The organism is Leucobacter sp. UT-8R-CII-1-4 (genome assembly GCF_030010235.1).
Taxonomy (GTDB): domain Bacteria; phylum Actinomycetota; class Actinomycetes; order Actinomycetales; family Microbacteriaceae; genus Leucobacter.
The window spans coordinates 187483-213181 of record NZ_JASCRS010000005.1 but is presented as its reverse complement, the minus strand read 5'-3'; the positions used below and the strand labels follow the sequence as shown (position 1 = coordinate 213181).

Genomic DNA, 25699 nt, shown 5'->3' with positions numbered 1-25699 from the left:
CCCTTCGGGGGCGGCGCCTCTCTTGCTTGTCTGCTGAGAAAGAAAGAAAGAATTAGCTCAGGCTGGGTGCAAGGTAACTTGGCTTACCCGCGATGAGGGTGGCTGCGACCTGCGTCTCCACGAGTTCACGGTGGCTGAGATCGTGTGGATCCTCCTCCAACAACACCAGGTCTGCCACTTCGCCCACCTTCGGCAGCAATGAGCCCCGCATAGACGCCTGAAGCGCCTGCTCGAGCGAGATACGCTGCTCAGGCCGCCATGACTCCTCGCCAGGTGATGCACGGTGGATCGCAGCAGCGATTGCGCGCCACGGATCGAGCGGGGCAACCGGTGCATCGGAACCGAAACACAGCCTGGCTCCGGTGCTCAGAAGCGATGCGAAGGCAAAAGCACGATCCGCCCGATCAGCCCAGAGTTCAGCAATGGCGGCGCGGTCGTCAAGCAGGTGTTCAGGCTGCACACTCGCGGTAATCCCTAGCCGTGCGAAACGGGCGATGTCTTCCGAGCGGAGCAACTGAGCGTGCTCGATCCTGCCTTGAATCCCGGTCCGCTCAAATGTCTCAAGCACCTGTGACGCAGCCTGATCTCCGATAGCGTGGATTGCTGCCGAGATACCGGCGCGGTCTGCACGAAGCAAAAGGCTTTCAAGTTCGTCGCTCGATACCAGTGACCGCCCAAAATCCCCACTCGGATAGGGTTCGCAGCACCAAGCCGTATGGGTGCCCAGTGAGCCGTCGGTAATCACCTTGAGCGGTCCAAGCTGAATCAGGCCTGTCGAGCCGAGCACCGTTCCGGCAGAAAGGCCCGATGCGATCGCCCTATCCAGATACTGCGGGTAGACCGAAGTTTCGACGCGCAGCGCATCGAAACCCGCTTCTTCGCGGCGCAGCCAGTCGGCAACACCCCAGCGCATCTCGAAGTCGACGACGCCCACAACGCCTCTGGCCGCAGCTGCATTTGCCGCAGCGTGCACCGCCTCGTCAAGCTCAGCGTCAGAGATTCGATCAAGTTCTCGAACAAGCGCGAAACACTCGTCTTCCACCACCCGCGACGGGCCAGCGGTATCAAATCCATATTTTTGTAAGGCGGCGGTGTTCAGCCAGGCGCTGTGCAGATCAAGCCCGATAAGCACCACAGGCACAGTGCCACTTGCGGTGTCTAGGCGTTCCCTTGTGAGTTCTCTGCCCCAGATGCTCCCGCGCACGCGCACAGCAATAACCTCTGCCTGGGTGCGGGCAGCATCACTGACCAGCTGCAACACTTGCCCGGCATCTACACAATCACTCAGGTCGATGCGCGATGCCTGCTGAGCCCATTGCCCAAAATGAACGTGCTCGTCCCAAAGACCTGAAGTCACCGTTCGGCCGCCGGCGTAAATCTCTTCAGCTGTAGTAAACGATTCCCGTGATCCGCCTGATCCGAATGAGCCCTTGTCGGCCGGCGTGATCGCCTGAATCACACCGTCATGGCCGATTTCAATATCGAGCAGTTCTGGCGACCCAAGATACTTTGCTGAGCGAATGCGGCGAATCATTGATGGTGCGAAACCTTCCCATTCACGACAGTCAGCAACACTTCGCCTTCTGCAAAGAGATCAGGGTCGCAGCTCAATGGGTCCTCAGCGAACACCGCGAGATCTGCGATGGCGCCAGGAACGATCATTCCATTGCCGCCCTGGTCGATCGACTCCCAGCAGTTTTTGGTGAGCGCCGCGAGGGTGCGTTCGGGCGAAAGCGCCTGGTGCGGATCGACGGCGGGACCGTCAGAACCATGCCTGCGGCGGGTGACGTTCGCTGCAAATACCCGCCTGGCATCAAACTCTTCGACAGGCCAATCAGAACCGAGCGCAACACAGGCTCCCGCAGCATCGAGGTCGGCAATCCGCCAGCCGTGCGCTGCGCGCTCTGAGTCGCGCCCGAGCAGTGTGGTCCACATGTCCTGTCCGTCTGGCCGCTGGGCGAAGGCATGAATCGGCTGCATGCTTGCGGGAACTCCCAGTTCTACAAAACGTGGGATCAAACGGTCGGGAATCGTTTCAATGTGTTCAATACGGTGCGTGACCCGAGGCACGTCAGCTGGAATGGCCTGCACCGTATCGAGCACAAACTCGACGGCTCGATCGCCAATCGCGTGGGTAGCTGTCGGCACGCCACTCGCATTCAGAGCATGAATCGTGCGGGTGAAAGTGTCGTTCGGCACCCAGTAGGGTTCGAGGCCACCGCCACGAGTGTCAGCTTCAAAGAGCCAGGCGGATCCGTTGTCAATGCTGCCATCGAGCATGAACTTGACGCCCTCTATTTGCCAGCGACGGCCGCCGACTCCCTGCATCGAGATCATTTCTTGCAGCGTTTCAGCCCACGGATCGCTCGCCCGCCAAATAGGCGAAACGCGGACCTTTACGGGCAGTTCGCCTTCCGCTTCGAGGGCTCGCAGTACCTCTAGGTCGCCGACTTCCATGTTCATTTGGTGCAGTGAGGTGTAACCGCTGGCAGCAAACTCACGCAGTTTGTTCTTCACTGCTGCGCAACGCTCAGCAAACGGCATACGCGGGTAAAGATCCGTTACGAGCATTTCTGCGTCGCTCTCGATCAGGTAGCCAGTGGGTCTGCCCGCAGAATCGACCTCAATTGAAGAGTTGTTCCCAAAATCGCGCGGCCCATCGATACCGGCCAGTTCGAGGGCACGATTCGTGGCAATGATCGAGTGCCCATCAAAGAGAAGCAGGTAGGCGGGTCGGCCACCGAAAGCCGCTTCGAACGGAGCGTTACTTACTTCGGTGCCGACGAACATGTCGAAGGAAAGCCCGAAGCCGCGCACCCACTCATCAGGGCCTAGTTCCTTTACGAATTCGGTGATCCGCTCTGCAACTTGTTCAACCGTGGTGCAGTCGTGCAGCATGAGCGCCTGATGACGTGACTCGGCGCCGGAAAGCGGGTGCACATGCGCGTCGACAAAACCGGCAGTCACAGTTGCGTCGCCGAGCTGAATCACCTGGGCGCCCGAGGTGTCCCATTTCGCGACATCATGCTGACTCCCAACCGCGACGATGCGGCGACCGCTCACGGCAACCGCCGTGGGCACAGGTGCAGCTTCGTCTGCATTGCAGCCAGTGTGTACCCTTCCCGCAAGCAGCACCAGGTCAGCTCGAATGACGCTCGGGTCAAAACTCAATTGCTGTGCTCCTCTGGCATCAAAATAGGGTTTTCGAGAAGTTGCTGTTCGCGGCGTTTCCGCTGCACCGCTGGATCAGGAACCGGCACTGCGGCGATGAGACGTTGCGTGTAGGGGTCCTTGGGGGAGTGCAACACTGATTCTGTTGGCCCGAGCTCCACCAGTTCACCCTTGCATAAGACACCTACGCGGTCCGCTAGCATTTCGACCACGGCAAGATCGTGGCTGATAAACAGTGAGGCAAAACCCAGCTCTCGCTGCAGCGCTGCGAAAATATCGAGCACTTTCGCCTGCACCGATACGTCGAGTGCACTGGTTGGCTCATCCGCGATGACGAGTTCGGGTGAGAGAGCAAGCGCCCGGGCTAGGCCGACTCGTTGCCGTTGACCACCTGAGAGCTCGAATGGGTACCGTTGTGCATACGACTCTGGCAATTCGACGGCATCAAGGAGCTCAAGCGCCCGACGCTGGTGAGCTGATTTACCACCGGGCAGTCGGTGAATGCCCATTGGCTCGGTAATGCACTCCTCAACTGTCATGAACGAATTGAACGATGCCGCGGGGTCTTGGAAAACAAAACCCACCCGTCGCCGAAGTTCGCGCAAGCGGCGGCCGCGCAACTTGCGCAGATCCTCGCCGAAAACCTTGAGCGTACCGGCAGCGATCGGTTCAAGTCCACCGATAGCGCGACCGATAGTTGATTTGCCAGACCCTGATTCACCGACCAGGCCAACTACCTCTCCGGGCGCGATATCTAGGCTGACCGAGCGCACCGCGCGAACCGGGTCTTTTCCGAACCCGGAACGATAGACAATATCGAGGTCTTTTACCTGTACCGTCGGGGTTTCTGAAGCAGCCCCGTCGCTGCTCGTGCTGGTTGACTGCGACTGTTCGAGCTCTTCAGCGACAGTGACCACTGTGCTTTGGCCTGCCTGACGGCCGCTCCCAAGCCTCGGCACAGCTGCCAGTAGCTCTTGGGTGTACAGCTCGCGTGGTGCACGAAAAAGCTCGTCAACCGGGGCTTCTTCAACCAAGTCGCCGCGATACATCACTGCGACTCGGTCAGCCAGATCGGCGACGACACCCATGTTGTGAGTGATCAGCAGAATTGACGCACCAAAGTTGTCTCGGCACTCGCGAAGCAGTTGCAAGATTTCTGCTTGAACTGTGACATCGAGGGCGGTAGTTGGTTCGTCTGCGATGATCACTGAAGGGCGAAGCGCTAGTGCCATCGCAATAACAATTCGCTGCTTCTGACCGCCAGAGAACTGGTGCGGGTAATGGTCAACACGAACCTCAGGTTCTGGAATGCCCACTGCCCGCAGCATATCGATCGCCACGCGGCGGCGCTCAGCTTTGCTTTTCATCCCGTGTGCGCGAAGGCCTTCTTCAAGTTGCCATCCCACACGGAACACGGGGTTCAAGGCAGTCGAGGGTTCTTGGAAAATCATTGCTGCTTCGCCGCCGCGCATCGCCCGAAGCGACTTGGCATCAGCCGTCAGCACATTCTTGCCCGAGAGCAATACTGCGCCGCCCGCTGTTGTGCGTGGCGGCAACAAACCAAGCACGGCGCGTGCAGTGAGTGTTTTTCCTGAACCTGACTCTCCAACGACCGCAAGGATCTCGCGGGGGCGAAGCTCGAGGCTTACCCCGCTCACCGCGTGCACGGTTCCCTGGGGGGTGTCGATATCGAGTGTGAGCTGGTCGATCTTGATAGGCAGAGCCTTTTGTGTGGTGCTCATCGCTGGGTTTCCTTTCCAACGGTGCGTGGCCCGATGATGTTGAACAGTCGGGCAAAGATGCCGGGTTTGCCAAGCAGCGCGCGAGAGCGCTGATCTACCAGGTCGCGCAGGCCGTCACCGATCATGTTCAGCGCAAGCACTGTCACGATCAGGAACACGCTCGTGAGCACAATCATTTGGGGTGACTGCATGATGACTGCTTTGCCATCGTAAAGAATGTTGCCCCAGCTGGCCTGCGGCGCAGGAACACCGGCCCCGAGAAAACTCATCGCCGCTTCGGTGATTACCGATTCCGCGAAGGTGAAGGTTGACTGCACTACGAGCACCGAGAGCGTGTTTGGCAGAATATGCTTCCACATGATGTGGAACATATTCGCCCCTTGCATTGTGCTCGCGGTCACAAAGGTTTCCTGGGTGATCGCCATTGCTCGTGATCGAACCAGCCGGGCAAGCCCCGGAGTGTAAACAATCGTCAACGCGATCACTAGGTTGGTGACGCTTGGTCCGAGAGCGGCAGCGAGGGCTACCGCGAGCAGAATTGCTGGTATTGCCATCAGGCCATCGCAGATACGCATGAGTACAGCATCGAGTGCGCTGTTAAAGACTGCTGCGACCCCGATGATTGTGCCGAGCACACCGCTCACGGCTGCTACGACAAATCCGACAATGAGTGAGGTAGATGCACCTGACACGATTCGCGCGAAAAGATCGCGCCCAAATGGATCGGTGCCGAAGACGTGCTCGGAAGATGGTGGCGCGAGTCGGTTTGCTGGGTCGACGGCTAGCGGATCGAGCTGCAGCAGAGGTGGAATCACATACGAGATCACAAAGATCACCAGAATGATCAACAGGCCAACCATAAGTTGCGTGTTGCCGAGCATTCGTTGCCACAGCGTCGGACGCTGGTAGCTCGCGGCTGGCCTCATTGAGATCATCTGAGTGCTTGGCACAGTATTTGATCGAGTTGAGGGAGCCGATTTCGATGGGCCGAGATCTGCCGGTTGTTCTCCTCGCTGGCCCGGGCCGGAAGGAGCGGAGTTTGGCGATTCAGGTCGTGACATGGTTACGCCTTTCCGACTCGTACACGAGGATCAACAATGCCGTAGAGCAAATCGATGATCAGGTTGGTGAGCAAATAGATCAGGGTGATGAATAGGATCACGCCTTGGATCACCGGGTAGTCGCGGCGCGAGATTGCGTTGATCAGTAATTGGCCGAGTCCCGGAATGTTAAAGATAGTTTCGGTCACCGCAGCTCCCGTGACGAGTGAGCCAAGTGAGAGTCCAACGATGGTGAGCACGGGCAAACTTGCGTTCTTCAGGGTGTGCGCGAAAAGCAAACGCTTTTCGGTTACGCCGCGTGAACGGGCGGCATCAATGTAGTCGGCGCCCAACACATCAAGCACCGAAGCTCGGGTCGTTCGCGCAATGAGAGCGGCGGTGATGGCGCCAAGTGCGATGCCGGGCATGAGCAGAGTGCGCAGGCCATCAGCGAAGTTTTCAAAGGGGTTAATGTACCCCGAAATGGGCAGCCAACGCAGGCTCAGCCCGAAGATCAGCATCATCGCGAGCGCTAGTACAAAGCTCGGCACGGTCATGCCGATCAGTGTGAAGGCGTTCACCGAACGGTCAAGAACTCCATCACGGTAGCGGGCCGCCAGGGTGCCAAACGGCACGGCTAGCAGCACAGCGACGAGAATCGCGATTATGGCGAGCTGAATAGTTGGCACTGCGTTGTCGCCAATTGCTTCAACAACTGTTTTGTTCAGGAAGTATGAGTTGCCAAGGTTGCCGGTAAATACTCCGCCGACCCATTTGAAGTACTGCACGACCACGGGTGCGTCGAGGCCCATACTCGCGTGGAGCGCCGCTACCGCCTGGTCTGAGGCTTTTTCGCCGAGAATTCGGCGCGCTGGATCACCGGGCGTGAGGTGGATCAGGGAGAAGATCACCACAGACACTACAAACAGCACTGGAATCAGGCTGAGCAGTCTGCGGAAGATGAATCTAAGCATCGGTGTTCCGGTCTTCAGGGGGTTTGGCGGGGGAGCGGGGCAAAACTTATGGTCAGCTGAGCACTGTTGGGGCCAGCGGTGGTGTGGTGACCCGGGTTCTGATCACCACACCACCCGGTACTGCTTACTTCCAGTGAGCGTTCCACCAGACAAAGCGACCATCGAACCAAGGCAGTTCGAGATCCTTGTTCGCAGCGTACACATTGTGTGCATCGCCGATTCGGCTCATTGGCCTAGTGTCTTCGATCCACTGCTGCATCTCGTCGTAAATGGCGCTCGCGTCGGCCTGAGTTGGCGCGCTACGGAACTTGGTCAGCAGTGCCTGAAGCTCTGGTCCATCGAAGTAACCCGCACGGGTTGGCAGGAAGCCGATGGTTTGGGTTGGGTCAAGCTCGGTACCGAACGGGAAGACCACGAAATCCCACTCGCCACGACGCTCACGGTATTTCTCGCTGAATGCGCCCCACTCGTAGGCGTCGAGTGTTGCGTCTACACCCATTGCCTTCAGCTGCTCAACCACGACAACTGCTGAGTTGTATGCTTCCGAGTAATCTTTGTTTGCGAGCACTACCGCTGGCGAGCCGTCGTAGCCGCCCTCGGCGAGCATCTTCTTTGCCTTCTCGACGTCGGCCTGATTGAAGTCTGCTTTGCCAACTTCGGTGTCCCAGATCGCGGCCTGGCCGAGTGTCATGTTGTGGTGCACTAGATCGTACAGATCAGCTGAGCCAACGGCGGCGAGCATGATTGGGTCGCGGTCAAGTCCAGTGTTGATGGCTTGACGGTTGATCACATTCGAGAACTTGCTTGATGGATCGTCGCTGTATACCAGGTTGATTGGGCCAACCATGTAGGTGTCGAGCACCAAATTGGGATCGTTCTGGAACTGCTCCAGGCTGTCGAAAGGCAGCTCAGTGGTTGCATCGTACTGACCCGACTGCAGGCCGAGCGAGCGTGTGGATGCGTCTGCTACGAAGTTGAAGACTACCTGGTCCAGCTTCGCCTCTTTCGCGCCGCTACGACCGCTTGATGGCGCTTCTACTGACTGGTAATCGTCCCACTTCTCGATCACGATTTTCTGGTCAGCGTCCCATTCAACAAGCTTGTATGGACCGGTACCGATGATGTCGCTGACTTCCTGAATGGGCGCGTCACCGACCTTATCAACGACTTCTAGCGGAAGTACTGCTGGGAAGGCAGTGCTGACCTGCGAAAGGTAGAGCAGGTGCAGAAAGCTTGCCGACGGCGTGGTGAGCTTCACTGTGCGATCGTCGACCTTGGTCCACTCTGCGCCCGCGAATGCCTCGACCGCAGCAACCGATACTCGAAGCCAACGGTTCATCGATGCGACGACGTCGTCGGCATCCATATCGCTGCCGTCCTGAAATTTGACGCCCTCACGCAGCACAAATGTGTACTCAGTGTTGTCGGCGTTTGCTTCGAACGATTCGGCCAGCATTGGTGTGACCTGCAGGTTTTCATCTGTTGTCACGAGCGTTTCGAAGATTGGGCTGGCAATTTCGCCCATGATCGAATCGGTTGAGATCTGCGGGTCCATGCTCTCTGGTTGCGCTGGAGTGACCAGGTTTACCATGTTTTTGTCTGCGTCGCCGCCGGAGTTGCCGCCTGAGGCACAACCTGCGAGCAACAGTGCTCCGGCTGTGACCATGGCTGTGCCGGTTGCGAAACGTCGCGCCTTGCGGGCAAACGTCCGGGCGTTATCACCCGTGGTGGAGTGTGAATATGGCATTCGTTGCCTTTCTAAGCTGATGGTGCGATGGGGGTTATAGAAAGTTTGAGGTCTGCGAATCCACCGGCAGCGTTCCAGCTGGTGCGCTCGTCTCGGTGCAGGGTGATCCGAAAACGTGTTTCGTCAGTGAGCGAAGATTCGCCGGCTGCGATGCGCTCGGGTGAGGCGACTAGTGTCTGGGCCAGGCGCAATAGTGCGAGGCCGTTCTCTTCTGCCCAGACGTCGATCGCCGTTGTAGGCGAAGCGCTGTTGCCGGGTATCGCATGAGTTTCGTTCGCTCTCTGGGCTTCGCCGTTTGCGAAATCGTAGTGGTCACCGACCGTGTAGTGGCTCCACCGAACATCAGTTGCAGCTGCGCCGTTGATGCCCTCCGCGAACGTGGCTTCACTCAGGTCAAGAATGCTGACGCCGCCGCTGCCGATTACTTCGCCACGGCGTGAAGCCGGTGAGTAGATGAGCGCGGTGTTTTCATCAACTCCGATTGCTAGCCGTTCACTGCACGCATGCGCGAGCTTGACGGCGCGTGCCACTCGGCCCCATTCGTTGAAGTGTGAATCGAGCAAACCTTCACCAAAGAATCCGAGTCCACCGGCTGGTATGTATCGCAGCCGATTGTCGTCGGCGTAGCCAGCGCTGGCTCCGTAGAGCCATGCTTCGCGGCTGTCTCCGCCTGAGACCATTGGAGCTGCCTGCTGCACGGCGAGCCCGGCACTTGTGCCGGCGATTACGCCGCCGCGAGCAAGTACATCGCGCATAGCCGTCATGACAGGCGTGTCGAAGCGTTCACCGAATGGGGGTTCGCCTGCTTGTGCGCTTTGAAAGAGGGCGAGCAGGTAGTGGGTTTGGTCGCCGCCACCTAAAAAGATGGCATCGCTGGATCGCACAGACTCTGCGATCTGCTCGCTCAGCGCATTCGAGCGCAGATAGTTTGAGCCGGAAAAGCTTGGTTCGGTCGCGACTCCGATGGGTACGGGTACGCCGAGGGCTCCGTGCCTGGCGAAGAGCTCGACGTAGTAGCGCCCGTCGGCTTCGTCGTTTTCTTCTTCGTTCGAACTTGCTGCTGCGGCCGAGTTTGCTGGTTCGGAAGCTGTCGTGAGAATCGAGATTCGCGGGGGAGAGGTGTCGTTGTGGTCGGATCGCGAGTTGGCTGCGAGTGAAACAATTCGCTGCAAGATGACTGGATCTTCTTCAAGAGCCCCGCCAATCAGCACGAGTGTGCCCGCCGCTGGCGCGTGAAGGCGCGGGGCGTTCCGTGTGGCGTGCGATGCGGGGTTGCTCACAAATTCCTCCTCGTTGAAGTGATCGAATCATTTCACACCTTTGGGTCATTCGCAATTACTGAAACGCCTATTTCGGGAATGTAAGAGTTCGTCGAATTGGGCGTGTTCCCTTTATCCATATGCAATCTCTCGCACAATTGCACTTTGAAATACACATTTCTGTTGGTGAATTATGAAATAAACATGTAACGTTCATTGCAATCTTGCATGTAAAGGAGCAATGTGGATTTCGTACGCAACATGCTGCGCAGCGCTGAGGCTGCTGCATCGCAGTACACGAGTGACCTCAGCGCCCTAGTGGGGATCGATTCTGGCTCCGATGATCCCGCGGGTGTCAACCGAGTTGCCGATTGGGTTTCAGACAGACTCGTTGCCCTAGGATTCTCGATCGAGCGGCAGACTGCACCAAGCGATGAGGCAACGGGCCAAGCCCGTTACGGAGATGCGCTGGTTGCGCGCCGTAAGGGAAGTGGCCAGAGTCGAGTGCTGCTGTTTGCGCACATGGATACGGTATTTCTGCGCGGTGACGCAGCGAAGCGTCCTTTCAGCATCGATAGCGATGGACTTGCGCACGGCCCCGGCGTCACAGACGACAAGGCAGGCATCGTTGCTGGATTGCATGCGGCCGCCCACCTCATCGCGGAGGGGAGTGAACGCTACTCCGAACTTGTGTTGGTGTTCACCCCAGACGAGGAGATTGGTTCACCCTTTGGGCGCACCGTTCTTGCGAGCGCTGCACGCGACGTTGATGTTGCACTTTGCCTTGAGTGCGCGCGTGAAAACGGTGACCTGGTGGCTGCGCGCAAGGGCGTCATCGATCTTGAACTCGAAATTGACGGTATTGCCGCGCACTCGGGAATCGAGCCCGAGCGCGGGGCGCACGCGGGACTCGAAGCCGCGCACCTCACCATCTTTTTGCAATCAATTGCCGATTGGCCTGCCGGGATCACAGTCAACGTCGGCAAGCTTCGTGCGGGCGAGCGACTCAACATCGTTCCTGATTACGCGAGGCTATCGGTTGAAATGCGCGCACCAAGGCAAGAAGACCTCGAATTGCTGATGGCAAAGATTCGTGAGCGAATTGCAAAGCCACTCGTTCCAGGCACCAAGATTTCGATTCTTGAGCTTGAAGATTGCCCGCCAATGGAACGAACGGCTGCGAGTGAGTCGATCGGAGCCGCAGCTTCGAAGATTGCAGATTCGCTCGGTTTCAGCATTCGTCTCGCCACCACAGGCGGCGTTTCTGACGCCAATCGTGTGTCTGCGCTTGGCGTGCCAACCTTAGATGGACTTGGCCCGATTGGGGGCGGAGACCACACACCCGGCGAGTGGCTGCAACTTCGCACCGTTCCGCAGCGTGTCGCGTTCCTAGCCACGCTCATTGATACACTCGGCGCAGCGAGTCCCGTCGAAGCCGACAGCCTCGAGGCGCTACGCACAGCCGCATCGGCATAATTCCGATCACCTGGAGGTCGCACCGTGAACTCAGATTCGCTCCGCGCGTCAACGACGCACGATGCAGAGGACTCTGTTGCCTCTCGAATTCGCGAGCGGATGGGGGAGTGTACCCCCGCTGAGAGAAAAGTGGCCCGAACACTGCTGGCGACCTATCCGGGCGCTGGCTTTGAGACCGTCGCCGGGTTGGCTGAGATCGCTGGTGTCAGTGGCGCGACGGTGGTGCGATTCACGAGCAGGCTGGGCTACCGAGGCTTTCCAGATTTCCAGAAAGCGCTTCGGATCGAGCTCGAAATGCGTGGCGCTTCACCCGCATCTCTTTATGAGCGCACAAGCTCAAACCGAAGGGCAACTAGGGGAGACCAGCTCGCGGAGCTCGCAACGCCACCGTCGGAAGACCTGAAATCAACCTTTGCGGGCCTCACTGAGCATGACTTCAACACCACGCTTGACGCTCTCGCCGCTCCCAAAAACCGAATCTGGATCGTTGGCGGCCGTTACAGCGGATTTCTGGCGCAGTACCTCGCCGCGAGTTTGCAGCAATTGCGCACAGAGGTGCGAATGGTGCCCGAAATGGCGAGCCTTCGAGCCGCAACGATGGCAGATTTCGGATCAAAAGACGTGCTGGTTGCCTTTGATTTCCGTCGCTACGAAGCGTCGACACGAGAGCTTGTGCAGCTCGCAACGTCACGTCGCGCAAGTGTCATTGTGATCACCGATCAGTGGTTGTCGCCGTGTGCGCCAGAGGCCGATGCTGTTTTGACAAGCGTTGCCTCAGAGCGTGGGCCGTTTGATTCGGTTGTGCCAGTGATGGCAATGATCGAGGCGCTTTTTGAAGCGCTGTTGGTTCGAATTGGCGAACCGGCACGGGAACGAATCGCGCGGATCGAAGCTACGGCACAACAGCTCTCTGTCCTGTAAACAACCACCTCCACGTTATGTCAGGTTGTTTTTCGGGGGATTTGCGCGGTCGGGGCCGATTGCTCGTTGGACCAGGCGAATCCTTAGCAAACTGATTCAGTTGTGTGCGCGGAGGTTGTTCGCTTGATCCTGAGGATCGTTCTGAGCGAAGCCGTTGTGTTGGCGTCAACAGTGATTGGTTTTCGCGCACGCGATTGCGCGAGCACGCCGGCACGTGATCCTTGCTAATTCATCAGGTGTGACTCAAAATTACTATTAGTGGGATAATCTGTATTATGTCAGGTCAAAGATCTCTAGAGGTTCCCTACCGCCCCAAACCGAGCTACCCCGACACTCAGCCGCTTCGCCGAAAAACCTTTTCATAGGCAGAACAGATAGTTACGAGACCATCGTCCCTCGTGCGTCAATCTTGCTCGCGCGCTCCGCGAACACCTCTCGCATCATTGAACTTATTGCTGGCTCATTGCCGAGCTCGTGAAATAACTCTGCGTAAAGCGAAGGCCCGAACTTTCGAATCTCATCGATCGCCTCACCGCCAGTAATACTTCCCCGCTGGCGCCATTCAAAAGCCATTTGCACGAGGGTGAAATACGCACGCTTTCCTGAAACATACCATTGCGCGGCTGCTTCATTCAGGCCGATGTTGCCGCTGTGCAAGGTGTAAAGCAATCGCACCGGGAAAAGCACATATTTCGTGGCCTGCCTCGGCCCACCAGAAATAAGTGCCTCTGCTGGCGTCTCAACGTATTCAAGCGTGAATTTCTCGACAGCGAATTTCGCCCCCTCAGCAACCAACTCGTCCCTTGTGGGCAGCGCGCTTCGATCGGAAAGGTCTGTCCCACCCATGCACACTCCAAAAGCAAGAAGATCTGCGCGATCCACCGCACCTAGACGCATGTGCTGCCCCGCCCCGGTCTCAAGATGCGCAAGATCGCTCCAGAAGATTGACACTCTGCCTGCAAGCGGAGTGTCAAAGTTGGCAGCAGCCCAATCACGCAGCCGAGCAACCTCTCCCCTGGTTTCTGCGTCAACCTCATGCAGCACAAGCGCCACATCAATGTCGCTTGAGTCTGGGGCAAAACCTCCGTGTGCAAGACTGCCCAGCATAAAGACACCGGAGAGCTTCGAGCCGAATTGTTGTTCGGCTCGAAGCGCCAACGCTCGCACAATCTCCCGCGCGTAGCTTTCGCTATCCAGTTGAGTGTGCACCGCGTATCCCCCCGATGTGGCTTGGTGTCCCTAAGTGGCGACGTTCAGTTAACGCCACCCTAACCGCTATTGCGTTCCCTTATGCAATCACGCGCATCGGAGTCTCGATAAGAGCGGTCAACTCCTTCAAGAACTGAGCAGCAAGTGCGCCATCAATAATGCGGTGATCAGAAGTGAGGGTGAAACTCATACGTATGCGCTGAACAACCGCACCATCACGCAACTGAAGTTCGTCTCGCGCGGCACCCACTGCAAGAATCGCTCCCTGCGGCGGGTTTATGATCGCGTCGAATTGATCCACCCCAAACATGCCGAGATTGCTCACCGTGAAAGTGCCCTCACTCATCTCGGCGGGTGAGAGTCTGCGTTCTGCAGCTTTTATTGCCATCTCCTTTACGGCCTTCGCGATCGCAGTTACCGATTGTGTGTCTACGTTTCGGATCACGGGCACTACGAGGCCCGCAGCCGTAGCCATTGCAACTCCAATGTGCACATCTGAATGCAGCACGGTAGCTCCGACACCCTCTGACGTATACGAGGCGTTTACGCCGGGGTGCGCCCGCAAAGCCAGCGCGACTGCGCGAACGATCAGATCGTTTACGCTCAGCTTTTCGCCCCGGGCATCGAGCGCCGCATTCAGCGTGTGCCGAAGTTCGAGCAACTCTGTAACATCTGCCGAGCTCGTCACGGTAAAACTTGGGATTGTCGTAGCACTTTCGCTGAGCCGCTTCGCAATCGTTTGGCGAATCGGATCGAAGGGCACAACGGAGACGGGATCGCCCTCGCTGACTGCCGCTGCTCCACGCTGGGCGTCCACATTGCGATCGGTAGTGCTGACCGCGGCAACTGTCGCAGGCAACGCCCGAGCTTCAATGTCCGCACGCACAATTCGGCCCCCTGGGCCACTTCCCTGAATCGGGGCGAGGTCGATCCCCCGCTCCCGAGCCAACTTTCGCACCAGTGGGCTGGCCAATAGACGCGTATCGGGAGTGGTGGTTGCGCTAGCGGAAGTATCGCTGTTAGCTCTTGCGTCTGGCGCTGAAATGGCCTCCTCAGGCCCACTGCCGTTATCGATCCGTGCGATGAGCGTGCCGATTGGCGCGGGCTCACCCTCGGCAACAATGATTTCGCTCAGCGTTCCATCTTCATAGGCTTCCTGTTCCATCAGGGCTTTGTCTGTCTCGATTTCCATGAGCACTTCCCCGGCAGTGACGGTGTCACCAACTTGTTTTCGCCAGGTAGCGATGGTTCCCTCGGTCATGGTGTCTGAGAGGCGTGGCATCAGTACATCGATCATGAGTTGGTCCTTTCAGCTGCGCCGCGCTACGGCTTCGATGGTTTCGCGTATTGCGGTGAGCGCGTCCTCGAGTGATGGCAGGGCGGCAGCTTCGAGCGATTTTGCGTAGGGCATGGGCACTTCGGCCATAGCCACTCGTCTCACCGGCGCGTCGAGCCAGTCGAATGCCCCGTCAGAAATGGTCGCGGCAATCTCGGCGCCGATGCCATAGGTGAGCCAGTCGTCTTCCAGCATGACTGCGCAGTTGGTCTTTTTGACTGAGCGAATGATGGTTTCTCGATCAAGTGGTCGTAGGCTGCGCAAATCAATCACCTCAACGTCTATGCCCTCGGCAGCCAGCGTCTCGGCAGCCTGCAACGCCACGGTGCTCATTCTGGAGTAGGCGATCACAGTGATGTCACTCCCCTGCCTCGCTACGTGCGCCTTACCGATTTCTATTTCGGGCAGGTCATCTGGCACTTCACCGACAGTGTTGTAGAGCGATAGGTTCTCGAGAAAAAGCACCGGATCGTTGTCGCGAATAGCTGCCCGCATCATTGCTTTTGCGTCAGCCGGCGTGGCTGGTGCGACTACTTTCATGCCGGGCACAAAGGCGTAGTAGAGCTCAATGTTTTGTGAGTGTGTGGCCCCGAGCTGCTGTCCGCCACCGCCCGGAGTGCGAATCACCATGGGAACGCTGACTTGCCCGCCAAACATGCCGTAGATTTTCGCCGCATGGTTCACGATCTGGTCCAGAGCGAGTAGTGAGAAGTTGATGGTCATGATTTCAACGACCGGCCGCAAGCCGACCATTGCGGCGCCAATTGCGGCTCCCGTGAAGCCTTCTTCGGCAATTGGGGCATCGCGGACTCTCTTCTCGCCGAATTCTTTAAGCAATCCTGCCGTAATCTTGTATGAGCCTTCGAACACGCCAATTTCTTCGCCGATCAAAAAGACATTCTGATCTCGTAGCATTTCTTCGCGCAGGGCGTCGTGCAAAGCCTGGCGGTAGCTCATGACGCTCATGCTGGGAGCTCCTCTGCGGGGTACAGGCGTTCGCCCGGCAACCGTTGTGAGTCGTTTGGTACAGGCGTTGCATAGTTGTAGTCAAAAAGGGTCGTCACATCGGGGTGCGGGCTTTGCTCGGCGAATAGCACGGCCGCATGCACCGCTGCTTTGGTTTCGGCATCGAGTTCTGCCAGGTCACCCTCGAGAAGCACCCCGCGTTTCAGGAGTTCACTGGCGTAAGCCGTAACGGGGTCTGCTGCTTGCACCGCAGCCACTTCGTCTGTATTTCGATATTTCGCTGGGTCAACCACCGAGTGGCCTTTCATGCGCCCGGTCATGACCTCAAGCAGGTACGGCTTGCCGTTTCGCGCGGATTCAAGGGCTTTCAGCATTGCCGCGTACACAGTTTCGGGGTTGTTCCCGTCGATTCGCGCCGATGACATACGATAGGCGGCGGCCCGTTTGTAGAGTTCAGGCTCGGCCGAGGATTGTTCCACTGTCGTTCCCATTCCTAGGCCGTTGTTGTTCACCACATACACCGCGGGTAGATTCCAGATGGCGGCGAGGTTCAGTGACTCGTGGAAGGCACCAATGTTGGTGGTACCGTCGCCCATGAGGCACACCACTGCTTCGGTGCCGCTTCGATAGTCAATCGCGAGTGCTGTTCCGGTGGCGAGTGGTATTTGTCCTCCGACAATGCCGTATCCGCCCATGAACCTGGTGGCGACGTCAAACATGTGCATTGATCCGCCCCAACCCTTTGAGACACCGTCCTGTCTCCCAAATAGTTCGGCCATGAGTCGTTCGGGAGCGATTCCTCGCGCGAGTGCGTAGCCGTGTTCGCGGTAGTTCGTATACAGGTAGTCGCTCTTGCGCATAGCAGCGGTAATTCCGATAACTGCTGCTTCTTCGCCTAGGTTGAGGTGGCAGTATCCGCCGATGTTTGCCTCTGTGTAGGCGCGTGCGGCTCGCTCTTCGAAGCGGCGAATCATCAGCATTTGCCGATAGAAACTACGTGTTTCATCGGCGGAAAGCTCACCCAACTTGCCCTTGCTGCGCGATGTAGCGCGTCGAGACTGCGTTTTTGGTGCAGACATAACTGGGTTCTCTCCTTCTTGCATTCCTGCCCTTTCGTCTGTGTTGAGGTCGAAAAGACTTTTACGGTGCGGGTGTGATGTTCCCCCACCGAGTTAATGAAACAGATTTCGTTTCATTATAGAATAGACGGGAAGACTTCCAACCCACAGGAGAGCCCAGTATGGATCGCAACCCAGTCGATGCGCGCAAGCGTGGGCGGCCCACCGCGGCTGAACGCGCTGAACGACTCAATGAGTTGCTAGATGCGGCCATTCGCCTTTTCGCGGCAAGGGGTCTTTCAAGCGTGACAATCGACGACATCGCCGCCGAAGCGCGCGTGGCAAAGCGCACTATCTACACGCACTTCGGTGACCGCACGGAGATTTTCCTTGCCAGTGTTGAACGCCTGCGTGAGCGCACGATGAACCAAGCTCCGTCAACTGCAACACTGAGTGAACTGGCAGAGCACATAGTGCTCGCCCTGCACTCGGATGAGGCTGTGGGGCTGCACCGGCTCATGATCATTGAAGCAGCGAATCAACCAGATCTGGCCCGCAGCTTTTATCAGGAAGGTCCAGAGGGCTACATTCGGCAAATTCGAGTCCGGCTCAGCGCCGAGAACGCGGCACTCGCCGAACCCTTATTTTCCCTCCTCCTGGGCGAGGCGCACCGCAAGCGACTGCTCGGTTTGGCGCCAGCGCCTAATGTTGAAGCCGCTTCAAAGCATGCAAAATCGGCTCTAGCGACGATCGGCCTTCACGATTGAGTCGCTCTGCTTAGCAGTACTTCACATAACTCACCGAGCGATCGACCAGCTTGAATCCGAGACGCTCGTACATTGCCAAAGCTCCGCTGGGATTTACGGAGTCGACACTCAGCATTGCGCTGTCAAGGTGCCGATTGGAAAAAGCATGCAGCGCTTCAATGATTAGCGCAGAAGACAGTCCCTGCCCGCGCGCGTCTCGCACTACACCGATTGCAGAAATGTAGCCAAATGATTCACCGTGGAGTGCCCAGTCTTCTGGCCGAATCTCACTGAGCAGCGCCGCTACCACACGCTTTTTTCGCGGCCATCTACCGGTTTTTGCCAGCACGACGCGCGAGCAGGACGCCGAGAAAGCAGCAAGATTCCCCTCCGACTCCCACTGCTCAGGCGAGATTGCTTGAGTCGACCAATGGTCTCGAAACGCATCGTTAATTGCTTTTCGCACACGCTCCGAATAGCCGGCTTTGAACTCACTCATCATCATTCCTTCCGGCAAGGATCTCAGCGCGGGTAGGTCTCCAAGCGGACGGCGCAGATCCATCCACCAACGTTCTGGGTGAAAGCCGGCGGCGCGGTAAAGAGCGAGGTGGTCAGCGCAGGTCTCGCGCGCACCGAGGTGGATCATTCCCGGCAATCCACTTTGATCCGTGCGGAGCAATTCTCTCGCTCGCTTCTCCTGCCAGGCGAGTAATGATCGTCCTACGCCCTTACCTCGCCAGGCGGGGTGTACCGTGCCGTCAAGGCTCGCCTCGACCTCGCGCTCCCCCGGTTCCGCGAGTTTTACTGTCGCAAACGCGATCAGCGAGCCGTCCTGTCCGAATCCGAGCGCAGTATCGGTCTCGAGGCGAAACCGCGATTCACTGAAATTCGAACTGCGCAGTGCAAGATCGACCTCTTCAAGGGTGGTGCTGTCTTTTGGTGAGTCGACACTCGCTGCAGCAGTAATGAGTGCATAAATGTCAGGCACGTCGCTGAGTGCGGCAGAACGCCAGTGTGCTATCGGCGAATGCGCACTGGCGTCGGGCATTCCTACGTGGGAATTCTCGGGCATAGTCCCTCTGTTCATTTCATCTTACTTCATTACTATCGTTTAGATTACGACCGTGCGTGCTATGATAGTTATGAAAGCTGAGAAAACCCGAAAGGACACAGCATGACAACACAGACCACCCTCAAAATGACGGTCGGCGACAAGGTATTTGTCTGGTTAACCTGCGGCGTTCTTGGTCTAGCTCTCGGGCTCGCGCTTCCGTGGCTACTCAGCCACATCGCAAGCTGGCCAATTCCATTCATTGAATACCTAAAGTTTCTAGGTTCCTTTGACAACCCCCTAATGGTCTTTGGCCGTCCAGCCGTGCTGGTAATTGTCGGCTTGATCATCGCCTTTGTCATCACATATGAAAGCCCAGAGCTCACCATCACCGATCAGACAATTCAGGTAAAAGAAGGCGATGATCTTCGCACGATCGAACGCGAACAAGTTGCCGGAGTCTACCGCCGAAGCGGCAAAGTCCGCATCGAATCCCCATCGGGCCGAGTGCTATTCGAAGGTGACGTCTCTACAAAACGCGAGGCGACCGCCGATGCTTTCATCGCCCACGGTTACCCCTGGGAAGGCACCGTGAACTCGAAGAAGATTGACGACTAGGGCGCTCCGTGAACGACAAGACTAAATCGGGCGCCGCCGAAGTTGCACCAGTGACGGTAACGGCTCGCACGCTTATTGAAGGCTGTTTCACCGCGACTGGCACAGCCGAACTGCGCTATGTCTATGACCTCGCAGTTCAGCTTGGTCTTCCCGAGCAAACGGTACGTCTCGCGATCCGACGCATGGAACGCGCTGGCGAGCTTCGGCAAGAAGGCAGAGGCCGCGCAGGGCAATTGGTGTTGAGCAATCGTGGCGCGTCTCTGATGAGAACAAATGCGAGCTTGGTTGCCTTTGCGTATGCCCAAGACGCTGGCCTAAGCGAGTGGGATGGTAATTGGCGGCTCTACCTATTTAATGTGCCGGAGTCGAAGCGAGCCGCTCGCGACACGCTTCGAAGCGCTCTCACTCAGCTTGGGGCAGCAGCCCTTGCACCGGGCAGCTACCTCACCCCGCACGAGCTCGGAGACGAGCTCGCCATCACAGTGCCAGAGCTGCTCGGCGACAATCTTTTGACCACAGCTACACTTGCCGGACTTTCAGTGCCCGAGTGCGAAAATGACCTCGCGATTGCCGAAAAATTTTGGCCAGCAGCCCCCATCGCAGAGTCATATGCTGAGCTTGAGGATCAGCTCTCCAAGATCGATCTCAAGTCGTTGCATGATGAAATCGCGGTCGCTGCTGTGGCGCTTCAGCTTTCGCAGGGGCTCGAGCATGCACTGCTGAAAGATCCGCTCCTGCCAAATGAGCTTCGTGCGAAGCCGTGGCTGCCGGTTGTGGTTCGCGCGCGTTTTGTTGAAGCCTGGCATCAGCTTCGATCGATGGCACCCAAAGCACCGATTTTCATCGAGCACGAGAAGCTCGACTTCTAACGCACGAACGAATTAGAGGAATCATGAATTCTCAAGAGACAAACATCATTGAGGGCGTCATTTTTCGTCAAGCAAACCAGGCGGATGCCGCAGCCGTGCTTCAACTTTTTGACGAGGCAATTGAGTGGTTTCAGACTTTTGGCAATGGTCAACAGTGGGGCACCGATCCTTGGTCGACGCAGGACCGCCAGGTCGCGCGGGTGAGAGAGGCCTGTGAGCTTCCGGGGGCCTGGATCGCAGTGCACGAGCAGATTGGCGTTTGCGGCGCTCTCGTATTGGGTGAAGCAATGCCCTATGTTCCACCGGCGGATTCAACAGAGCTATATGTCCGCCTCCTTATCGCTTCGAGACACCCGCTGGCTCGTGGCGTGGGGCGCGCACTGATGAGTTTTGCAGAGGCGGAGGCGCGGGCTGCAAAGGTTTCGCAGCTGAGGGTTGATTGTTATGCCGGCGGCTCTGGCAACCTGGTTCGTTTCTACGAATCTTGCGGTTATGAACTTCTGCTTCCTTTTGACGAGGGTGACTGGCCGGGCCAGATCCTTATTCGCCATCTCATAGACTAATTCCCAGTTCATGGCGTTATTCGCTTTGTGTTGCCAGTGAAATTCCCAGGCAATCAGACACCCGCAGGAGATAGTTTGGAGTAACTCCCGCGAGGGCAAACCGAAAGGCAATGCTGCAATGGTGATTTGGCGACGTTGGGTCTTCCCTATTTTGATGGTGATCGTCTTTGGCGCAATTGCCGCTTCGCTCACAAAAATGGCATTCTTTTCGACAGATAGCCAGTCATCTATCTCGCCAGGAGGTTCCGTCACCGATCCGGTGGTAACGGCAGAGAACACAACAATTGTGAACAACCTCTCACTGCAGGGAAAGATTGCTCGTGACGCTGACATCACCTTGCGTTCCACCGCTGGCGGCACCGTCAGCACGGTTTATGTTGTCGACGGGGGTGTGGTGGGTGCTGGTGAAACACTCTTCACGGTAAAGCTTGAAAACGATCGAATCGGCGAGGTAGTCGCTTCAGAGTCCGGTCGTCTGAGCGGCTTTGGGGTTGTTGCGGGTCAAGACGTCAGCACCGGCACCGAGATTGGCAAGCTCACCCCTGACCGCTTCCATCTGCTCGCAACAGTTGAACCAGTTCAGCTGTATCGCCTACTGAACGCTCCTTCAGAGGCCGAGGTCACCATTAACGGCGGCCCGGCACCATTTACCTGCACGGGCTTGAGCACGCAGGTCTCGGACGATGGGGCGACGAGTGTCCGTTGCAGCATCCCAAGTGATCAGATTGTGTTCCCGGGCCTGCCGGCTCAGCTCAACGTTGCAGTTGGAACAGCTGAAGACGTTCTCGCGATCCCTGCAACTGCGGTAAAGGGCGGCTCTGGCACTGGCGTCGTCTGGCTTGTTGGCAAGGACGATGAGATCACTGAAACCAAGGTTGAGCTCGGTGTCAGCGATGGCACGATGGTGCAGGTACTTTCAGGTATTGAAGCTGGCGCAACTCTTCGCCAGTTTGTGCCGGGTATTGCGGCTCCGGTTGAAGAGTTCTGCTATGAAGTCGCTCCCGGCGAAGAAGTTTGCGAGACGGGCACTAGCTGGTGAGCCTGATCGAGATCAGCGGAGTATCAAAACAGGTTGAGCTTCCGGATGGCAGCCAGCTTGAGATTCTGCACGACATTAACATGACGGTTGACTCTGGTGAGCATGTTGCCGTGGTCGGGCGAAGCGGATCAGGAAAAACCACTTTGCTGAACATTCTCGGGCTGCTTGACTCCCCCTCGTCGGGCACGGTCATGTTTGACGGCGTCGATACGGGCACGCTCGGCAAAGCCGCGCTCGACCACAAACGCGGCAGCAGCATCGGCTATGTCTTTCAGCAGTTCAATTTGCTCTCGGGCCTGAATGCGCGCGAGAACGTGATGATGCCCCTTGGTTACGCCAGCGGTCAAATGTTTTGGCGACGTAAGCAACTCGCTGAAGCGATGCTTGATCGTGTTGGGCTATCGCACCGGCTCGATTCAATGCCAGACCAGCTTTCTGGCGGCGAGCAGCAACGTGTTGCCATTGCGCGAGCACTTGTGCGCGGACCGCGCATGATCCTCGCCGATGAACCAACGGGTGCGCTCGACATTGAAACCGGTACCACTGTCATGCAGCTTCTCGAAGAGGTAGCGACCGAGCACGGTGCAGCCTTGATCACAATTACGCATGATCCGGGTGTCGCGGCGCTTGCGGCTCGTCAGCTTCGGCTTGACCATGGCGTCCTCTCTGAAGTAGCGGGAGCCGCGTATGTCGCACAATGATCACCGTCTTGAAGTTGAGAGCACCTGGTCACGTTTCGCGGCTGGCCTGGTGGGCACCTTTGGTGAGGCTTGGGGTGAGCTGCGCACCCATAAGCTTCGGGTTATCTTAAGTTTGATTGGCATTGCTGTCGCCGTCGCCGCGCTTACCGCAGTGGTTGGTCTTGGAGAACTGCAAAAGCAAGCAACTCTTGAAAATTCTGAGCGCTGGGGCGGTCGAATCGCAACCCTTCGCATCGATACTTTCACCGAAGATGGCACCCCTGTTGATTGGGGCGCCGCCGACGAACGCTTCGCTGCGGTGAACGAACGCTACGGGTTTACCCACACAACCCGGTTGATCGACGGCCAGGTGCAGGTGCCCGTTCAGTTGCCAGAAGGCGTCACAATGGTCGCCTCGCAGCAGATCGATCCGGCGTACCCCATCATTCACCGCGCCAAACTGCAAGAAGGGCGCTGGTTTACTGCGCGCGACGCAGAGCTTTTGGCCCCACCAGTAGTTGTCTCTGCGCCGATGTGGGAGCGTCTTGGCAGCCCTCCGCTTTCAAGCCATCCGACACTCACCATGACCGATGCGTACGCGGGTACCTACCAAATCATTGGGGTGCTGCCAAAAGCTGGCGAGTGGGATCAAGAGTTGCGCGTAAGCATGCTTTTTGACAGCTATATTCAGCGTGTTGGGGCGGTACCCAAAGAGGTGCCGGTTGTTCGAGAGGTATGGGTAAGCGGCAAGAAGGCTTCTGAAATTGGCCCAGTTTTAGCGATGGATCTTCGGGCCGGCTTACCGACCGGCGTGAAGGTGAGCGTCTCACGCACGGACTCAGGCGCCAGCCCTGACTTTGAACAGAGCTTTATGATGATGCAGATCATTACGAGTGCTATCTCGAGCATTGTCTTGTTGCTCGGGGGCCTAAGCCTGGTCAACATTCAATTGGTGGCGATGCGGCAGCGGATTCGAGAAATTGGCGTGCGCAGAAGCTTTGGTGCCAGTAGCGGCCGAATATTTGCTTCCGTGATGATGGAGAGCGTTGTTGCGACGGCTGTGGCCGGTGTGCTCGGGATCATTCTCGCTGTTGCGGTCGTGCGCAGCCCATTGATTATGAACAATCTTTTCTACGGCATGCAAGATGTGCCGCCATTCCCGATCCTTGCTGCGCTGATCGGGCTCGCCGCCGCGGTGCTCACAGGCGCGCTTGCCGGTCTGGTGCCCGCGATTGTTGCTACAAAGGTTCGAGTGATCGACGCGATCCGGTATTAGTGGTGGTCGAGCCGCTAGTTGCGGATGAACCAACAGACCTCGCTTCGAAGAGAGAAATGACTTTATCTTCGAAGCGAGGTCTTTTGTTTAGCGGTTTGTTGCCGCGACCCAACCGTCGAGTGTGCGCAGCGCCGCACCCGAGTCAATAGTTGCACCGGCAAGCTCAAGGCTCTCGCGCAGACGATCAAGAATGGGTCGATCCACCGATTCCGGATCACGAACGAGGTTGTACGTCACGATGCCCGCAGCAGCATTCAAAAGCACAATGTCACGCACCGGGCCTTCTTCGCCCTCAAATACACGACGAACCACTGCCGCATTCTCTTCAGGGGTGCCGCCGATCAGATCCTCCATGCGAGCCCGCTTGATACCTAGATCGCGGGGGTCGATATCGTGCTCGGTGAGTGCTCCCCTGCTCACTTCCCAGATGTGCGAATGACCTGTCGTGGTGAGTTCGTCGAGACCATCGTCACCGCGGAACACTAGCGCTGTCGCACCTCGGAATCGGAACAGGTCCGCAAAAAGCGGGGCGCGCGCGATATCTGCCACACCAGCGGCGGTTGCTTCAGGGCGAACCGGGTTACATAGCGGCCCGAGATAGTTAAACACTGTCTGCACGCCAAGTTCGGCACGAACCGGCGCAACATGGCGAAACCCCGGGAGGAATCGTGCTGCGTGCACAAAGGCGATACCGGATTCTTCGAAGCTACGCACGAGTTGATCCGGTTCGAGAGCTAGGTTGATCCCGAGAGCTGAAAGAACATCAGACGACCCTGATTTGCTGCTCGCGGCCTTGTTGCCGTGTTTCACAACAGGAATATCCGTTGCTGCGGCGATTACAGAGGCCATCGTCGAAATGTTCACTGTGCCGAAGCGATCTCCGCCGGTTCCGACGATGTCGAGTGACATGGCCGGAAGGTTTACTTCTTTCGCCTCAGCAAGAATGGCGTCACGAAATCCAACAATTTCGTCAACCGTTACGCCCTTGCGCTGCAGGGCGACGAGAAATGCACCCATCTGAGCCTCAGTCGCGGTGCCGGTCATAAACTCGCCCATCGCCCAGTCAGCCTGGGAAACGCTGAGGTCGCCTCCCTCAATAAGAGTGGTGAGGACGACAGGCCAAGTTCGTTCTTCAAGCATAAGTAAATCCTAATTGCTTAAGGTGCTTCGAGCGTTACCACCACGCCACGACTTCATCTGATGAAAAGGAATGGCCCGAAACCCGCTAGGCTGGCACAAACGCACAGCGGATTGTTCGGCGCGCCGTGTGAATGTGAAAGATACACACCAAACTTTCAGTCATAATGGAGGGGTGACGACAACCACCATGAATACTCAGTCAGCCGTGTCTGCGGTAAAGCGTCCAAATACGGTCGCTGTGGGCACGATCGTATGGCTAGGCAGCGAGCTTATGTTCTTTGCTGGCCTATTTGCCATTTACTTCACGCTTCGAGCGATGAACCCTGACCTTTGGGTCGAGCAAACAGAGAAGCACAACTTCACGTTTGCCCTGATTAACACTCTGATCCTGGTGGCGTCGTCGTTTACCTGCCAGGCTGGCGTGTTCGCTGCAGAGCGTATGCAGCCGTACGCGACTGGCAAGTCGCCTGCGAAGTGGGGCACCGTCGAGTGGTTCTACCTCACCTTCTTCCTTGGCGCGATCTTCGTGTCGGGTCAGGCGTGGGAGTACGCAACCTTCGTGTCGGAAGACATTCTCTTCAACGGCGATCCTTACGGTTCGGCCTTCTACCTGACCACAGGTTTCCACGGCATCCACGTGAGTCTCGGCCTCATCGCGTTCCTTTTCGTGATCGGTCGTATCTACGCAGTGAAGAACTTCACCGTAAAGGAAGAGACCACCGCGGTCGTTGTGTCGTACTACTGGCACTTCGTTGACATCGTGTGGATCGCGCTGTTCATCGTCATCTACGTGGTCAAATAGCCCAGGAGTTACCGAG

Annotated in this window: 23 protein-coding genes; 10 read left to right on the top strand and 13 right to left on the bottom strand. The window is 57.4% G+C overall.

What is annotated here, in order from left to right:
* Nucleotides 1–52: 52 nt before the first annotated feature.
* The 7 genes from QBL02_RS12550 to QBL02_RS12520 form a co-directional block, all read right to left on the bottom strand.
* The gene (locus QBL02_RS12550; protein WP_282726768.1) at nt 53–1534 is read right to left on the bottom strand and encodes an amidohydrolase family protein; all 1482 of its coding nucleotides are present in this window, start codon (nt 1532–1534) and stop codon (nt 53–55) included.
* Complete coding sequence (locus QBL02_RS12545; protein WP_282726767.1) at nt 1531–3171, bottom strand: amidohydrolase; 1641 nt, start codon at nt 3169–3171, stop codon at nt 1531–1533. Before QBL02_RS12545 ends, QBL02_RS12550 begins: the two co-directional genes overlap by 4 nt.
* Entirely contained in the window at nt 3168–4913 is a 1746-nt protein-coding gene (locus QBL02_RS12540) for an ABC transporter ATP-binding protein (RefSeq protein WP_282726766.1), read from the bottom strand. Before QBL02_RS12540 ends, QBL02_RS12545 begins: the two co-directional genes overlap by 4 nt.
* Entirely contained in the window at nt 4910–5974 is a 1065-nt protein-coding gene (locus QBL02_RS12535) for an ABC transporter permease (protein ID WP_282726765.1), read from the bottom strand. Before QBL02_RS12535 ends, QBL02_RS12540 begins: the two co-directional genes overlap by 4 nt.
* Nucleotides 5975–5976: 2 nt before the next feature.
* Entirely contained in the window at nt 5977–6927 is a 951-nt protein-coding gene (locus tag QBL02_RS12530) for an ABC transporter permease (RefSeq protein WP_282726764.1), read from the bottom strand.
* A gap of 124 nt (nt 6928–7051) precedes the next feature.
* Nucleotides 7052–8674: an ABC transporter substrate-binding protein gene (locus tag QBL02_RS12525; RefSeq protein ID WP_282726763.1), complete on the bottom strand. Its 1623-nt coding sequence runs from the start codon at nt 8672–8674 to the stop codon at nt 7052–7054.
* An 11-nt stretch (nt 8675–8685) separates the two neighbouring features.
* Complete coding sequence (locus QBL02_RS12520) at nt 8686–9954, bottom strand: cyanophycinase (protein ID WP_282726762.1); 1269 nt, start codon at nt 9952–9954, stop codon at nt 8686–8688.
* 222 nt (nt 9955–10176) lie between these two features.
* Between QBL02_RS12520 and QBL02_RS12515 the strand changes: the two genes are divergently transcribed.
* Entirely contained in the window at nt 10177–11409 is a 1233-nt protein-coding gene (locus QBL02_RS12515; protein ID WP_282726760.1) for a M20 family metallopeptidase, read from the top strand.
* Between the two features lie 24 nt (nt 11410–11433).
* Nucleotides 11434–12330 (top strand): MurR/RpiR family transcriptional regulator, encoded by an 897-nt coding sequence (locus QBL02_RS12510; RefSeq protein WP_282726759.1) that lies wholly within the window; start codon nt 11434–11436, stop codon nt 12328–12330.
* Between the two features lie 378 nt (nt 12331–12708).
* On the opposite strand, the gene QBL02_RS12505 is transcribed toward QBL02_RS12510, so the two are convergent.
* The 4 genes from QBL02_RS12505 to pdhA all read right to left on the bottom strand — a co-directional run bounded on the left by QBL02_RS12505 (nt 12709) and on the right by pdhA (nt 16920).
* The gene (locus QBL02_RS12505; RefSeq protein ID WP_282726758.1) at nt 12709–13539 is read right to left on the bottom strand and encodes a hypothetical protein; all 831 of its coding nucleotides are present in this window, start codon (nt 13537–13539) and stop codon (nt 12709–12711) included.
* A 79-nt stretch (nt 13540–13618) separates the two neighbouring features.
* Nucleotides 13619–14836: a dihydrolipoamide acetyltransferase family protein gene (locus QBL02_RS12500; RefSeq protein ID WP_282726757.1), complete on the bottom strand. Its 1218-nt coding sequence runs from the start codon at nt 14834–14836 to the stop codon at nt 13619–13621.
* Nucleotides 14837–14848: 12 nt separating this feature from the next.
* A complete protein-coding gene (locus QBL02_RS12495) occupies nt 14849–15841 on the bottom strand; it encodes an alpha-ketoacid dehydrogenase subunit beta (protein WP_282726756.1) in 993 nt (330 codons plus the stop codon).
* Nucleotides 15838–16920, bottom strand: a complete 1083-nt coding sequence (gene pdhA / locus QBL02_RS12490) for a pyruvate dehydrogenase (acetyl-transferring) E1 component subunit alpha (RefSeq protein ID WP_282726755.1) — start codon at nt 16918–16920, stop codon at nt 15838–15840. Before pdhA ends, QBL02_RS12495 begins: the two co-directional genes overlap by 4 nt.
* A 161-nt stretch (nt 16921–17081) precedes the next feature.
* Here pdhA and QBL02_RS12485 point away from each other — a divergent pair, with 161 nt between their 5' ends.
* Nucleotides 17082–17666: a TetR/AcrR family transcriptional regulator gene (locus tag QBL02_RS12485; RefSeq protein WP_282726754.1), complete on the top strand. Its 585-nt coding sequence runs from the start codon at nt 17082–17084 to the stop codon at nt 17664–17666.
* Nucleotides 17667–17676: 10 nt separating this feature from the next.
* On the opposite strand, the gene QBL02_RS12480 is transcribed toward QBL02_RS12485, so the two are convergent.
* Nucleotides 17677–18717, bottom strand: coding sequence for a GNAT family N-acetyltransferase (locus tag QBL02_RS12480; RefSeq protein ID WP_282726753.1), 1041 nt, complete (start codon nt 18715–18717; stop codon nt 17677–17679).
* 102 nt (nt 18718–18819) lie between these two features.
* On the opposite strand from QBL02_RS12480, the gene QBL02_RS12475 reads away from it, so the two are divergent.
* From QBL02_RS12475 to QBL02_RS12450, 6 genes are all read left to right on the top strand, one after another.
* Nucleotides 18820–19314 carry a hypothetical protein gene (locus QBL02_RS12475; RefSeq protein WP_282726752.1) on the top strand — a complete coding sequence of 165 codons (495 nt, stop codon included), beginning with the start codon at nt 18820–18822 and terminating at the stop codon, nt 19312–19314.
* Between the two features lie 8 nt (nt 19315–19322).
* Nucleotides 19323–20183 carry a PaaX family transcriptional regulator C-terminal domain-containing protein gene (locus tag QBL02_RS12470; RefSeq protein ID WP_282726750.1) on the top strand — a complete coding sequence of 287 codons (861 nt, stop codon included), beginning with the start codon at nt 19323–19325 and terminating at the stop codon, nt 20181–20183.
* A 23-nt stretch (nt 20184–20206) separates the two neighbouring features.
* Complete coding sequence (locus QBL02_RS12465; protein WP_282726749.1) at nt 20207–20746, top strand: GNAT family N-acetyltransferase; 540 nt, start codon at nt 20207–20209, stop codon at nt 20744–20746.
* Nucleotides 20747–20864: 118 nt separating this feature from the next.
* Complete coding sequence (locus QBL02_RS12460) at nt 20865–21785, top strand: hypothetical protein (protein WP_282726748.1); 921 nt, start codon at nt 20865–20867, stop codon at nt 21783–21785.
* Entirely contained in the window at nt 21782–22486 is a 705-nt protein-coding gene (locus QBL02_RS12455) for an ABC transporter ATP-binding protein (RefSeq protein WP_282726747.1), read from the top strand. Before QBL02_RS12460 ends, QBL02_RS12455 begins: the two co-directional genes overlap by 4 nt.
* The gene (locus tag QBL02_RS12450; RefSeq protein WP_282726746.1) at nt 22473–23741 is read left to right on the top strand and encodes an ABC transporter permease; all 1269 of its coding nucleotides are present in this window, start codon (nt 22473–22475) and stop codon (nt 23739–23741) included. Before QBL02_RS12455 ends, QBL02_RS12450 begins: the two co-directional genes overlap by 14 nt.
* An 87-nt stretch (nt 23742–23828) precedes the next feature.
* Here the strand turns inward: QBL02_RS12450 and trpD are convergent, their stop codons facing one another.
* Nucleotides 23829–24881, bottom strand: a complete 1053-nt coding sequence (gene trpD, locus QBL02_RS12445) for an anthranilate phosphoribosyltransferase (protein WP_282726745.1) — start codon at nt 24879–24881, stop codon at nt 23829–23831.
* Between the two features lie 187 nt (nt 24882–25068).
* On the opposite strand from trpD, the gene QBL02_RS12440 reads away from it, so the two are divergent.
* Nucleotides 25069–25683, top strand: coding sequence for a heme-copper oxidase subunit III (locus tag QBL02_RS12440; RefSeq protein ID WP_282726936.1), 615 nt, complete (start codon nt 25069–25071; stop codon nt 25681–25683).
* Nucleotides 25684–25699 lie beyond the last annotated feature (16 nt).

Bases quoted from the DNA above. Each gene is read 5' to 3' on its own strand.
- QBL02_RS12550 (WP_282726768.1), bottom strand. From the start codon at position 1,534: ATGATTCGCCGCATTCGCTCAGCAAAGTATCTTGGGTCGCCAGAACTG.
- QBL02_RS12540 (WP_282726766.1), bottom strand. From the start codon at position 4,913: ATGAGCACCACACAAAAGGCTCTGCCTATCAAGATCGACCAGCTCACA.
- QBL02_RS12535 (WP_282726765.1), bottom strand. From the start codon at position 5,974: ATGTCACGACCTGAATCGCCAAACTCCGCTCCTTCCGGCCCGGGCCAG.
- QBL02_RS12530 (WP_282726764.1), bottom strand. From the start codon at position 6,927: ATGCTTAGATTCATCTTCCGCAGACTGCTCAGCCTGATTCCAGTGCTG.
- QBL02_RS12525 (WP_282726763.1), bottom strand. From the start codon at position 8,674: ATGCCATATTCACACTCCACCACGGGTGATAACGCCCGGACGTTTGCC.
- QBL02_RS12500 (WP_282726757.1), bottom strand. From the start codon at position 14,836: ATGATCGATGTACTGATGCCACGCCTCTCAGACACCATGACCGAGGGA.
- QBL02_RS12495 (WP_282726756.1), bottom strand. From the start codon at position 15,841: ATGAGCGTCATGAGCTACCGCCAGGCTTTGCACGACGCCCTGCGCGAA.
- pdhA (WP_282726755.1), bottom strand. From the start codon at position 16,920: ATGTCTGCACCAAAAACGCAGTCTCGACGCGCTACATCGCGCAGCAAG.
- QBL02_RS12485 (WP_282726754.1), top strand. From the start codon at position 17,082: ATGGATCGCAACCCAGTCGATGCGCGCAAGCGTGGGCGGCCCACCGCG.
- QBL02_RS12480 (WP_282726753.1), bottom strand. From the start codon at position 18,717: ATGCCCGAGAATTCCCACGTAGGAATGCCCGACGCCAGTGCGCATTCG.
- QBL02_RS12475 (WP_282726752.1), top strand. From the start codon at position 18,820: ATGACAACACAGACCACCCTCAAAATGACGGTCGGCGACAAGGTATTT.
- QBL02_RS12465 (WP_282726749.1), top strand. From the start codon at position 20,207: ATGAATTCTCAAGAGACAAACATCATTGAGGGCGTCATTTTTCGTCAA.
- QBL02_RS12460 (WP_282726748.1), top strand. From the start codon at position 20,865: ATGGTGATTTGGCGACGTTGGGTCTTCCCTATTTTGATGGTGATCGTC.
- QBL02_RS12450 (WP_282726746.1), top strand. From the start codon at position 22,473: ATGTCGCACAATGATCACCGTCTTGAAGTTGAGAGCACCTGGTCACGT.
- trpD (WP_282726745.1), bottom strand. From the start codon at position 24,881: ATGCTTGAAGAACGAACTTGGCCTGTCGTCCTCACCACTCTTATTGAG.
- QBL02_RS12440 (WP_282726936.1), top strand. From the start codon at position 25,069: ATGAATACTCAGTCAGCCGTGTCTGCGGTAAAGCGTCCAAATACGGTC.